Source organism: Pseudoalteromonas sp. SG43-5 (genome assembly GCF_014164345.1).
Taxonomy (GTDB): domain Bacteria; phylum Pseudomonadota; class Gammaproteobacteria; order Enterobacterales; family Alteromonadaceae; genus Pseudoalteromonas; species Pseudoalteromonas distincta.
The window spans coordinates 67,400-79,467 of sequence record NZ_JACJFA010000007.1 but is presented as its reverse complement, the minus strand read 5'-3'; the positions used below and the strand labels follow the sequence as shown (position 1 = coordinate 79,467).

Here is a 12,068-nt window from a genome sequence, read left to right as displayed (position 1 = left end):
AACAATATCAAAATACGATGTCATATAGCTAAACAGCCTGAAACAAAAAAGCCGAACTTATTTTACTAAGTTCGGCTTTTATAAGTGCATTTTAGTAATTATGCACTTGGGTATTCGCGGTACGCACGCTCTATATTTTTAGCCTGCTTTTTAGAAATACCTAAATGAGCAAGTGCAACACGTAAACGAGCACGTGATAAGTCAGAGCCTAATATTTCCATTGCATCAAGCACTGACGTACTTGATGTTTTGCCTGTAATTGCGACAAAAATTGGCTCTAAAAAGTCTTTAATTTTAAGCTCGTGGAATGTAGCCACTTCTTTTGCAATTGCAAAAATAGCGGGCTTATCAAAGCTACGTAAGCCTTCTAGCTGCCATACAAAAAATTGTAGTGCTTGGCGTATTACGTTTTCGTCTGCTTTACCAGCTGTTAATAGCGCAGGGTCGTAAGTTGGAATACCACCTACAAAGTGCCCTGCCAGCTCAACCATATCCGAAAGGGTATTAATACGCGTTTTAGCCTCAGGTAATACTTTAGCTAACATTTCACCGTTAAACTTCCAATCAACAAAGCGCTGAATTAACTGCTCGTCGGTTAGATTTTCGCGGATCCACATGCCGTTTAACCAGCTTAATTTATCCACGTCGAATACTGGGCCACCAAGCGATACGCGCTTCATGTCAAAGTTTTCAATCATTTCATTAAGTGTGAACTTTTCACGCTCATCTGGCATTGACCAACCCATACGACCTAAGTAGTTAAGCACGGCTTCTGGCAGGTAACCCATTTCTTTATAGTAGTTAATAGACGTTGGGTTTTTACGCTTAGATAGCTTTGATTTATCTGGGTTACGTAGTAATGGTAAATGACCAAGTACTGGCGCTTCCCAACCAAAATCTTCGTAAAGTTTTAATAACTTAGGTGCTGAGTTAATCCACTCTTCGCCACGGAAAATATGACTAATTTGCATATGGTGGTCATCAACTACGTTCGCTAAAAAGTACGTTGGGAAACCATCCGCTTTTAAAAGCACTTGCATGTCTACGTTTTCCCACGGGATCTCAATTTCATCTCGTAGGTAGTCGTTAAACTTAAATGTGCCTTCGCTTGGGATTTTCATACGTATAACGTAAGGTTTGCCTGCCGCTAAGTTTGCTTTAATTTCTTCATCTGTATGGTTTAAACCACGACCGTCGTATTTAGGGCGCAAGCCTTCTGCCATTTGCTCTTCACGCATTTGATCAAGCTCTTCGCTTGTTGCAAAGCAGTAAAACGCTTTACCATCGTCAACTAACTGATGCGCGTATTTTTTATATAAATCGCTACGCTCAGATTGACGGTAAGGACCAAATTCGCCACCCACATCAGGACCATGATCCCACTCAAGCCCTAACCAGCGTAAGCTATCCATAATCGCAAGTTCAGACTCTGGCGTGCTACGTACTTGGTCTGTATCTTCTATACGAAGTACAAATTCACCGCCTTGTTGTTTAGCAAAACAGTAGTTAAATAAGGCGATATAAGCGGTGCCAAGATGCGGGTCACCAGTTGGCGACGGGGCAACACGGGTGCGAATTGTCATGGTAAATTCTCTTTAAATAAGTGAGATAATAAAAGTGGTTTATGCAGCTACTTTGTTTAAGTAAGCAATAATATCGTTTGATTCATACAGCCATTGTACTTGGCCATTTTTCTCTATACGCAGGCAAGGCACTTTAACTTTGCCGCCTTGCTCAAGAAGCTCTTGACGATATTGCTCATTATTTTTTGCATCACGCGTTTCTATGTTTAAGCCTTCGCGCTTAATAGCGCGGCGTACTTTTACACAAAACGGGCATGCTTTAAATTGGTACAGTTTAAATTGTGAGGTTTGCTGATCAAGCTGTGCTTGCTCGTCGCTTGCACGCTTTTTACTGCGAGGAGTAAATACAAAATTAAAGAATAAGATTATACAACCTAAAAACCAACGAACTAATTTCATGTTCTGTGCTCTGCTTACAACAATTTAAGGAGCCAGATTTTAGCACAAATTTACAATCAAAAAAGCTCAATACTGTTATCTATCTTTGGTTCGTTATTAACTTCTAATTCACTGTAGGAGGTAACTCTATTACGACCAGTATTTTTAGAGTAGTAAAGCGCTAAATCAGCCTGGTTTACAATACTCGATACAGTATCAATACTCACTAACTCTAAAAAACCAATGCTAATGGTTAATTGGCCAATTTGTGGAAAAGGGTATTGGGCAACATTAAGGCGTAACCGGTTAAGTGCAACATGTGCATCACCCTCTGTTTCTGCTTGAAATAACATAGCAAATTCTTCACCACCATACCTAAATACATAGTCTTCTATTCTAAAATTATTTTTTAGTAGCCGTGCAATAAGTAAAATAACCTCATCGCCAATTACATGCCCGTAGTTATCATTAATATTTTTAAAGTTGTCGATATCGGCAATAGCTAAATACCAACGTCGCTTTTTATTGTTATCATTTCTTGGTAACAAAAAACCGTTACCCGATACAATCTCAATTACTTTTTTATCAAATGTTTGCCTATTTAAAAGCTCTGTAAGTGGATCTAACCGCGACTTATATAATAGCCCAAGCTGATTAGCATAAATATTTAAAATATGTACAGCTAACATAGTTGTTCGTTCTGGTAATTCTTGCTCGGTTTCTATTAATAAAGTGCCGACTACTTTTCCAAAATGATAAATAGGCACGTAACTTGTAGTACTACTAAAGGCATAGCTCACCCTAATTTTATTTTGAGTGACCTTTTGTAATAACAATGATGCTTCATCTGGGTTTAATTGCTCTAAATTACTATTTGAATTTATAAGAGTAGGGGGTATGGGGGCTGAAAAATTTTTATTGACGTAAATGGCAAAATTATCAACTTCGAGCAAGTCGCCAATTATTTGTATTAATGCGCTATCTAAATCACTTTCTTCCTCTTGCTGGGTAAGCTTAATAATCCATTCGTGCCCACACTTATTTGCCTTCATTACACTGCCTAAACTAATTAAACTTTTATTAGTCTAGACAATACTCATGAATTTACTAAGTTATGAGGTAATACTTATTAACTAATCCTTTAGAATAGGTATTAAAGTAATACTAAGTCGTCGCGATGCAATACTTCTGCACCACTATCGTATTCAAGTAACTCACCTATTTGATTTGAGTGTGCGCCTTTGATTTTATTTACCTCGGTACTGCTAAAACGCGTTAAGCCACGTGCAATTACTTGATTTTTAGTATCTATTAAATCAATTAAATCGCCTCTTTCAAAACGTCCAAATGCATTAGTAACGCCTTTAGCAAGTAAGCTTGCACCTTTATTTTGAAGGGCACTAATAGCACCTGCATCTATAACAATTTGGCCGGTACTTTTAGGCCCAGCTAGTAGCCATTTTTTACGGCCATCTTTTGGGGCGGTGAGTTTTAAAAAGCGTGTACCAGGTAACTCGTCACTCATACATTTTAAAATAACGTTTTTACCAGCGCCTTTAGCAATAATGACTTCAACGCCTGCACGCCTTGCAATGTCGGCTGCTTGTAATTTGGTTGCCATGCCGCCAGTACCTAAGTTTGTACCACTGCCACCAGCAAGTTGGCGCAGCTCATCGTTTATATGTGTTACTTCACCAATGAGGGTGGCATCGGCATTGGTGCGAGGATCGCTGGTAAATAACCCTTCTTGATCGGTAAGTAGCAATAATTTATTAGCATTAGCCAAAATAGCAACAAGTGCCGATAAATTATCGTTGTCGCCTACTTTTATTTCACTGGTAGCGACTGCGTCATTTTCGTTAATGATGGGCACAACATCGTAATTTAATAACGCATTGAGTGTATCGCGGGCATTAAGGTAGCGCTCTCTGTCGTCTACATCAGCGCGGGTAAGCAGCATTTGCCCTACATTTACCCCATATAAAGCAAACAAGCTCTGCCAAATATGAATAAGTTGACCTTGTCCAATTGCAGCAAGCATTTGTTTATCAATTAAGCTTCTGCCACAGGGTTTTAATAGTTGTTCGCGCCCAGCAGCTACCGCGCCGCTCGACACTAAAATAACCTGATGCCCCTGCTTTTTAAGCTCGCAGCATTGGCGTACTAATTCAACCATATGTGCTTTGTCTAGCTTATCGGAGCCGCCAGTTAGTACGCTTGTACCAAGCTTTACAACTATTACCTGTTCCCTTTGCATGTGCTTTTTACTATTGATTAATTAAAGATGAATTAATTTATACCAGCTCGGTATTTTTGAACAAGTTAAAAATTTTCATGCTAGGATCTGATTTTATTAAATTAAGTAAATTACTCTCTATGCCTGCCAGTTTATGTTTAATTATTGCCACCTTTTTATGGGGCAGCTCTTTTATTGCGCTCAAATACGCCATTGCTATTTACGACCCTGCATTGGTGATATTTTTACGCATGCTCACCACGTTAGTTTTGTCGCTTTGTTTATGGCGCTACGTTATTCGGTTTGAGTACTTAAAAGGTGACTGGAAGTATTTAGTGGGTATGTCGCTTGCTGAGCCTTGCTTATACTTTTTATTTGAAGGCCATGCAATGGAATACACATCAGCCTCGCAGGCTGGTGTTATTGTCTCTTGCTTGCCTATTATTATTGCGTTGCTTGCCTTTGTATTACTTAAAGAGCATATAAGCAAAGCCATTGTTGTCGGTTTTACGCTGTGTATAGGCGGCAGTATTTTACTTACGCTTCTTTCACCAAGTACCGACCAAGCACCTAATCCGTTACTAGGTAACTTTTTAGAGCTTATGGCGATGGTGTGCGCTGCATTTTATACCGTAAGTATTAAACATTTAGCTAATCGCTACTCGCCCCTGACTTTAATTGCTTTGCAAGGTATTAGCGGCAGCTTGTTTTTTGCGCCGTTTTTATTTTTTATCGACCTACCAAGCGAAAATCAGCACGACTTAACTGCGCTCATGAGCATTTTGTATTTAGGTTCGTGTGTAACCCTTGGCGGCTACGGCATGTACAACTATGCAATTAGCAAAGTATCAGTATTAACCGCTGCTGCGTACTCTAATTTAATTCCTATTTTTACACTTATTTTGTCAGCTATTATTTTGGACGAAGTGCTCAACGTTTGGCAATGGCTGAGCATATTTGTGGTATTTATTGGCGTAATGGTAAGCCAGCGCCATCAAGAACTCGTGGTTGATATACCGCTTAGCGAATCAGGCGAAGACATTTGCGCAGATACAAGCAACCTTAAATCAGTACCCGAGGCAAGTGAATCAAAAGGGTAACAGGTAAGCAAATACAGCCCAGGTGTTTGTAAAAATGAGTTTTGGGATTGATGAATAACCTCAATCCCCGTTACCTTATAATTTTGAATCACCCCACTTTGCAGTTGCAAAGTAAACGCCTCGCCCACTTTGGCGTGTTGTAAAAATGCAAAGTGGGTGTCGTTATGCCCTGCTATTAGCGCGCCTTTTTCGTTTCCAAACTCTTTTCCGCCCAGCTCCCCTGCGGGTAAAAATTGGCTAGGCGCAAACGCTAAATTGCGACCACTCGCTCCAGCTAATACACTTAATGTTTTATTATGGCTTGGCCAATCAAGCTTTGCAGTCACGTAGCTGTCGGCGTAATACCACGGTTTTACTTTAATGCCGGGTGATTTAAGCGCCTCTTGCCATGCTTGCTCAATTAATACTTGAGCAAGCCACGCTTTTGCCTGCATATAAGCGCCGTGACCAAATAATCCAAGCCCAGCTATTAGTAAACCCGCGCTTAGCCACTTTTTCATTTACGTGCCCTGCTTAACTTAAATGATCGGTTTATTTTAAGGGCGCTAAATCCCAATAATAAAATACAGCCTAGTAATATATGTAACCTGCTTTGCCCATGGGTTTGCGGTAAACGCATTGCCATACTTTGTGGTACTGCATTAGTAGCTTGCGCCGTTTGCTCTGCCACTTCTTTTATTTGAGTTTGTTCAATCGCTATAAAAGCAGTAAACGGGCTAAGTAATTGATGAGTAAGCGCAAGCTCCTGTACTTCATCTTTAACTGTATTTTGCTCGTTGTATAAAAGTAATGACTTGATTTTTTGGCGCGCCCACAGTTTTGCTATACCTTGAGCGCTTGAGCTATTTTGTGTACTTAATTTAATACTTAAAGGACCTTGTGCTGTTTGCCCAGCAAGTACCACATTTTTAGCATTATTAAGTTTTATGGCGACCATGATAGGCTCACCAAAATATAAATCAGGTAGTGGTGACGGCCAAAAATCTAAGCTGTTACCGCTTTCATCGCTTAGCCCCAAATTAGTAATAGCTGGATGTGCAAGCTTATCAAACAACTGCTGCATTTTAGGTTGCACCTCGCTTGTGCTGCCTATAAACGTAAATGAGCCTTTACCTATATCTGCCGCTCGGCGCATAAAAAAGCTATTCGGTGCGCTGCCAATACCCACTGTAAATAAGCGGCTATCGCCTAATTTACTTTGAATATTTTTAAATAATGCATCTTCATTACTTACGCTGCCATCAGTTAAAAATACAACTTGGCGTACAAAACCATCAAACTCGCTGCCATCAAGTACGGCATTAAGCGCACCTTGTATTTCAGTGCCGCCGTCGGCCTCTAGGCTATAAATAAATCGCTCTGCACGGCGTAAATTAAAGTCACTGGCTATAAGTGGTTTATCGCTCATTGGAGTCACTATGTTGTCAAAACCAATAATGTTAAAGCTGTCGTCGCTATCAAGTAATGAAAGTGCATAAAACAACGCTTTTTTAGCTTGCTCCATAGATTGCCCGTGCATAGAGCCTGACGTATCAACTACAAAGACCATTTCACGAGGTAAGCGCTGTGTTTGTGTGAAATGATCCCCTGGTGGCATTAGCATAGCAAGCCCGTATCGGTCACCATTTTCAAACTGCTGAGTAAAAAATGCGGCTTGAGCTTGCTCTTTTTGCAGCGGTTTAAACTCAAGTACAAAGTCGCGATTAACTGCATTTGTCTCATTTAACGCTATTTTATATTGTCCAAACGCGGTGTTTTGCACATCAACATTGTGAAATTTAGAATTGATATCCACCAGCTCTAAGCCTACGTCTATATCTATGTTTAAGCTAAATTGGCTGCTTGGTACGTTATCATTTTGATTACTGCTTTTAATACTGTAAACAGGGCTTAACCATCCCGTTGGGAGTGAGTTAAAGTGCGTTTGGTTCTGAGTACTCACCTCAACTTCACCACTAATCGCGTGATAACGCGGTGTAATGGTAGTAGGAAATCTAATAGCAAATGTGCCGCTGCTGTAATCAATTATTTCTTGATACTCAAGCTCAATAATTACTTGCTCACCAGGGCCAATATTTGCCACATTCGTAATAAACATATTGGCGCGTTGCTGGCGTACAAGGGCCGCTTGCTTACCTGCTTTTTTAGCCTCCTCGTATTTTTTTTCGGCCTCTACCTTTTTATCAATTTGGCCTTTAATGACTCGCTCACCTATACGCATAGTCATGGCATGTACGGCGCTTTCATCAGGCAATGGAAAAACGTAGCGCGCATTAACCGCAAACGGGTTTTCGTTTTGATAGGTTTGCGTAACTACAACATGATTAATTAGGCCGGTTAAGGTCATATTGGCGTCGCTTTTTAATATTATTGCTGGGCCTGCTGGCGCACCATTGCTATCAAAAAGCTCTAACTTGGGTGATTGCGCATGGCTTTTGAAGCTCGCTAACAGCACAATCGCTATGAATATAAAAATGCTTACTTTAGTAAGCATTTTGGTCGGTTTACTCAACATAAAATCACTCCATCGAACGCTTTGTTTTACTTAGATTCAGTTAGATTTAGTTACTCGCCGTTTGGCCATTTACTGAGTTCATTGAGCGAGTGGTAAGCGTTACGCGTCTATCAAAAAAGTTATCTTCCACCGTGTTACTGTTAGCCAATGTTTGCTGCTCGCCAAATGCCTGCGTGCTTAAGCGTTTATGGCTCACGCCGTGTTTTATTAAATAGCTTTGCACGGCATTTACACGTGCTTTGGAAAGTAAAAGGTTGGCTTGCTCATCGCCTCGTTGATCGGCAAAGCCACTTAAATCAAGTGCGAGTTGTGGTTGGTTGTTTAACAAGGTAACCAGTTGGTCTAACTGCAGCGCAAAATGCGGGGCAATAACACTTGAACCTGTTTTAAATTGCACCGTCATCGCCAATAAGTTATTAATTTGAACTTGAGTTAACTGCTCATTTTGATTGGCAAGCACTTCTAGCTGTTGCTCTAACATATTGTTGTGGTTAAGCACGTGTTGGTAATCGCTGGTTTTTTCTTTCATAACCGTAATTGCACGCTCTTGCTCTGCAATTTTGTTATCAGCTACTTTTGAATCACCTATTAAACCACCGGCAAATGCCCCAATAAACGCACCTATTGGCCCGCCTACTACGCCGCCAATAATAGCGCCTGCACCTAAACCAATAGCCGTTTCTTTATGGGCTTCTTTTGATGGCGTGTTAGATGTTGAGGCAATTGCTGGAGTACAAAAAATAGCAACGAGTGTTAACGCAATTAATGTCTTCTTCATGATTTGATCCTTAAACTTACTTTTTAATTTGTGATGTTTTGTTTTGATGGACCTATTAAAACAAGCTCAAGTGGCAACAAAGGGGATCAAAAATGGCAAACTGCTGAGCAATTGTGGCAAAAAAATGGCAATTGCCTTTTTAAGCGTACTTAGCTTAAAAACTTCGATATAGTGCACAACAGAGCCGATAGGATAATGATTAAGATGAAAAAAATAGCCATTGTTGAAGATGAACCCGCAATCCGCGAAAACTACATAGAAATGTTGAGTGCACAGGGCTACCAAGTAAGTGGCTTTGCCGATCGCGCTAGCGCTGAAGCTGAATTTAAAAATGCCCTGCCCGATTTAGCCATTGTTGATATTGGCCTAGGCCATGAAATAGATGGTGGTTTTTTACTGTGCCAAACATTGCGATCGCTTTCTAAAACACTGCCTATTATTTTTTTAACCGCCCGCGATAGCGAAATAGATACCGTATGCGGCCTACGCATGGGCGCCGACGACTACCTAACAAAAGACATAAGCTTGGCCCACTTGGCTGCACGTATTGGTGCGCTATTTCGCCGCATGGAAGCACTTGAACAACCCGCTGATGCAAATGCACTCATAACACGCGGGCAGTTAACGCTCGACACGCAACGTATGCAGGTATTTTGGCAGCAACAATTAGTTGATTTAACCGTAACCGAATTTTGGATGCTGCATTCACTTGCCCAGCGACCAGGCCATGTTAAAAGCCGTAACGATTTAATGAGCGATGCAAAAATTTATGTAGACGACAGCACTATTACTTCGCACGTAAAACGTATTCGTAAAAAATTTATAGCAATCGATAGCACCTTTGATTGCATAGATACCGTGTATGGTATGGGCTACCGTTGGGAACAACACTAATGCTACGATTTGGTCTGCGCAGTAAATTTATATTACTTTCATGTTTTTTGTTTTTGCTGCCGTGGCTTGGCTACGAGTACGTATGGGAAATGGAAAAGTTTTTACGCCAAGGCCAAGAAAAAACCCTCGTAGGCACCACTCGTGCACTTGCTACTGCATTACATGAGCGCCCTGCATTATTTGACGAGCAAACCAACTTTTTAGACCAAGTTGTAAAAGGTCGTGATTTATACGCTTATAATCTTAAAAACCCTATTCAGCTCGACGGTAAACTTAACGATTGGGACAGCTATCAACCGTTATTTTGGCACTACGACAAACGCTATTTACAAAAAACAGATAACAAACATCAAGCCAGTGACTTATCGTTTGATCATATGGTTGGCAAGTTTGATAACTACTTATACGCCGCATTTAAAGTCACCGACAATACCCTTACTTATCGCGCTAAAAATAGCTTAAGCATTACTAATAACGATTATTTACAAATTGGCCTAAAAACGCCTGACGGCCAGTTTAATACTTACATTATTGCGCCACGCCAAAACGGCTGGGTTAATGCGTTTGATGCAAAAACCAAAGCCCCTTTTACTAAAATCCAGGGCTATTTTGAAAGTACCGAATCAGGTTATAACGTAGAGCTGCGCTTTCCTATTAGCATGCTGGGCAACAAACTTGGCTTTGCTATTGTTGACATTGATAGTAAAGAGGCATTGCTAGAGCCTAAAATAATGTCGACCTCAAACTTAAATAACCCAAACGATTTAGGCTCAGTATTAGTCCCTTCTCCAGAAATTAGCCGTATTTTAAAAGGTATGGGCCACAGTGGTAGCCGCATTTGGGTGGTTGATAACCATCATCGTGTACTTGCGCAATCGGGTACTATTCAAAATGCAGATGGCGTATGGGCTGATGGACTTGCTAACAAAGCACCTGAAACTTGGTGGCAGCGCTTTGAGCAAAATTACTTACACCCAATTTACTATAAAATATTAACGCGCCCCGAAAATGAGTTTTTAGATACCCTGCACGATGTAGCTTCTATGCAGGGCACACATTTAGCGAAAGCATTAAAAGGGCAACCAGCATCGTCCTGGCGCTTAACTCCCGACAGCAAAGCCGTTATTTTATCGGCCGCTTACCCTATTTGGATTCAAGACCAAGTAATTGGCGCGGTAATAGCAGAGGAAACCACAAACGGCGTACGTACGCTGCGTAACAAGTCACTTGAAAAACTCTTTAACGTTATTTTAGCTGTGATGCTAATTGGTACTGTCACATTGTTCTTTTTTGCCTCACGTATATCGAACCGAATTAGGCGGCTGCGCGATACCGCTGAGCAAGCAATTGATGCACAAGGGCGTGTTACCGGCAGTATTAATTACAGCGATGCTAACGATGAAATTGGGGATCTGTCTCGTAGTTTTTCAAACATTGTGAGCCGACTTGGTGGCTATACCGATTACTTAGAAAATATGTCGTCGCGGTTATCGCATGAGCTGCGCACGCCGGTTGCCGTAGTGCGCTCGTCACTCGAGAACTTACAAAGCTTGCCACAGAACGAGCAGAGCCAAAAATACCTCGACCGCGCCAGTGAAGGCGTTGAACGCTTAGGTAAAATAATAACCACCATGAGCGAAGCCACTCGCCTTGAGCAAAGTATTCAAAGCAACGAACCTGAGCCTTTTGATTTACAAAAAGTAATAAATGGTTGCATGCAAGGCTATCAGCTTACTTACCCACACCAGTTATTTACGCTTGATGTATGCCAAAACAAATTACCTATGCAAGGTGCACCGGAGTTTATAGCTCAGCTGCTTGATAAACTTATTAATAACGCGCTGGAGTTTAGTGAAGCCAATACGGCTATTAATGTAGGCCTTAAGCAGAGCGAAAATAAAGCAACATTAACAGTGAGTAATACTGGTCCTGCTTTACCTGAAGGACTCACTGAGCATATTTTTGATTCAATGGTGTCGGTACGTAGCCAGCAAATGCAGCAACAACCACATTTGGGGTTAGGGCTTTATATTGTAAGGCTGGTGTGCGATTACCATAAAGGCAGTGTAACCGCGCAAAACAACGAACAAGGTGATGGTGTAGTATTTACCGTAACACTGCCGTTAGCTAATGGTTAGGGCTGTATTTATACCGTTATATTTGTACCGTTATATTTATAGCCACTGCATTATATGCAAATAGTAAGTACGTAATAAATTAAATTCAGCTGTATATTTTTAGTTAAAAAGAGTTACTTTAATTTATCTTAACCCCATATAAATTAACAAATAAACCCCTCTCATCCCTTAAAACCCGCCGGTTACAATTTAGTACAACTTCAAATGTAACTATTCACTTTTTATTCAGTCGAATGACCATACCCTACATCATATTAAAGTATTAAATTGAAGGAATACTCATGAAACCATCACTAGAGCGTGAAGAACTAGACTTTATTTTTGACTTATACAGGCCCTCTAAAAAGCCCAAGTCTGAAGAGATAAAACCAAAAAACACCAATTACAAAGAGCTAAGAAAGCACGACGCGACTAAAAACCAAGGCGTATCGCACTACTTAGTCTGA

11 protein-coding genes are annotated in these 12,068 nt (G+C 40.7%); 4 read left to right on the top strand and 7 right to left on the bottom strand.

From position 1 onward, the window contains the following. Positions 1-98 precede the first annotated feature (98 nt). The 4 genes from gltX to proB all read right to left on the bottom strand — a co-directional run bounded on the left by gltX (position 99) and on the right by proB (position 4,218). Positions 99-1,583, bottom strand: coding sequence for a glutamate--tRNA ligase (gene gltX / locus H5161_RS09595; RefSeq protein ID WP_002961608.1), 1,485 nt, complete (start codon positions 1,581-1,583; stop codon positions 99-101). A 39-nt stretch (positions 1,584-1,622) separates the two neighbouring features. Beyond that, positions 1,623-1,982: a glutaredoxin domain-containing protein gene (locus H5161_RS09590; protein ID WP_002961611.1), complete on the bottom strand. Its 360-nt coding sequence runs from the start codon at positions 1,980-1,982 to the stop codon at positions 1,623-1,625. 56 nt (positions 1,983-2,038) lie between these two features. Then, positions 2,039-3,013 (bottom strand): GGDEF domain-containing protein, encoded by a 975-nt coding sequence (locus tag H5161_RS09585; protein ID WP_182769161.1) that lies wholly within the window; start codon positions 3,011-3,013, stop codon positions 2,039-2,041. A 101-nt stretch (positions 3,014-3,114) separates the two neighbouring features. Beyond that, positions 3,115-4,218 (bottom strand): glutamate 5-kinase, encoded by a 1,104-nt coding sequence (gene proB / locus H5161_RS09580; protein WP_182769160.1) that lies wholly within the window; start codon positions 4,216-4,218, stop codon positions 3,115-3,117. A 119-nt stretch (positions 4,219-4,337) separates the two neighbouring features. Between proB and H5161_RS09575 the strand changes: the two genes are divergently transcribed. Beyond that, positions 4,338-5,297 (top strand): DMT family transporter, encoded by a 960-nt coding sequence (locus H5161_RS09575; protein WP_182769198.1) that lies wholly within the window; start codon positions 4,338-4,340, stop codon positions 5,295-5,297. Here H5161_RS09575 and H5161_RS09570 read toward each other — a convergent pair. From H5161_RS09570 to pdsO, 3 genes are read right to left on the bottom strand one after another with little or no spacing between them, the layout of a single operon-like run. Beyond that, positions 5,192-5,797: a class GN sortase gene (locus H5161_RS09570; protein ID WP_182692556.1), complete on the bottom strand. Its 606-nt coding sequence runs from the start codon at positions 5,795-5,797 to the stop codon at positions 5,192-5,194. The two genes, H5161_RS09575 and H5161_RS09570, sit on opposite strands and share 106 nt — an antisense overlap. After that, positions 5,794-7,812, bottom strand: coding sequence for a marine proteobacterial sortase target protein (locus H5161_RS09565; RefSeq protein ID WP_182769159.1), 2,019 nt, complete (start codon positions 7,810-7,812; stop codon positions 5,794-5,796). The genes H5161_RS09570 and H5161_RS09565 overlap by 4 nt, the downstream gene beginning before the upstream one ends. 46 nt (positions 7,813-7,858) lie before the next feature. Then, on the bottom strand, positions 7,859-8,590 hold the full coding sequence (pdsO, locus tag H5161_RS09560; RefSeq protein WP_024597605.1) for a sortase-associated OmpA-like protein PdsO: 732 nt from the start codon (positions 8,588-8,590) through the stop codon (positions 7,859-7,861). A gap of 204 nt (positions 8,591-8,794) precedes the next feature. On the opposite strand from pdsO, the gene pdsR reads away from it, so the two are divergent. From pdsR to H5161_RS09545, 3 genes are all read left to right on the top strand, one after another. Further along, entirely contained in the window at positions 8,795-9,484 is a 690-nt protein-coding gene (gene pdsR / locus H5161_RS09555) for a proteobacterial dedicated sortase system response regulator (protein ID WP_182716796.1), read from the top strand. Continuing rightward, a complete protein-coding gene (pdsS, locus tag H5161_RS09550; protein ID WP_182769158.1) occupies positions 9,484-11,622 on the top strand; it encodes a proteobacterial dedicated sortase system histidine kinase in 2,139 nt (712 codons plus the stop codon). Before pdsR ends, pdsS begins: the two co-directional genes overlap by 1 nt. 281 nt (positions 11,623-11,903) lie before the next feature. Beyond that, positions 11,904-12,068 (top strand): hypothetical protein, encoded by a 165-nt coding sequence (locus H5161_RS09545; RefSeq protein ID WP_182769157.1) that lies wholly within the window; start codon positions 11,904-11,906, stop codon positions 12,066-12,068.

Bases quoted from the DNA above. Each gene is read 5' to 3' on its own strand.
- gltX (WP_002961608.1), bottom strand. From the start codon at position 1,583: ATGACAATTCGCACCCGTGTTGCCCCGTCGCCAACTGGTGACCCGCAT.
- H5161_RS09590 (WP_002961611.1), bottom strand. From the start codon at position 1,982: ATGAAATTAGTTCGTTGGTTTTTAGGTTGTATAATCTTATTCTTTAAT.
- H5161_RS09585 (WP_182769161.1), bottom strand. From the start codon at position 3,013: ATGAAGGCAAATAAGTGTGGGCACGAATGGATTATTAAGCTTACCCAG.
- proB (WP_182769160.1), bottom strand. From the start codon at position 4,218: ATGCAAAGGGAACAGGTAATAGTTGTAAAGCTTGGTACAAGCGTACTA.
- H5161_RS09575 (WP_182769198.1), top strand. From the start codon at position 4,338: ATGCCTGCCAGTTTATGTTTAATTATTGCCACCTTTTTATGGGGCAGC.
- H5161_RS09570 (WP_182692556.1), bottom strand. From the start codon at position 5,797: ATGAAAAAGTGGCTAAGCGCGGGTTTACTAATAGCTGGGCTTGGATTA.
- H5161_RS09565 (WP_182769159.1), bottom strand. From the start codon at position 7,812: ATGTTGAGTAAACCGACCAAAATGCTTACTAAAGTAAGCATTTTTATA.
- pdsO (WP_024597605.1), bottom strand. From the start codon at position 8,590: ATGAAGAAGACATTAATTGCGTTAACACTCGTTGCTATTTTTTGTACT.
- pdsR (WP_182716796.1), top strand. From the start codon at position 8,795: ATGAAAAAAATAGCCATTGTTGAAGATGAACCCGCAATCCGCGAAAAC.
- pdsS (WP_182769158.1), top strand. From the start codon at position 9,484: ATGCTACGATTTGGTCTGCGCAGTAAATTTATATTACTTTCATGTTTT.
- H5161_RS09545 (WP_182769157.1), top strand. From the start codon at position 11,904: ATGAAACCATCACTAGAGCGTGAAGAACTAGACTTTATTTTTGACTTA.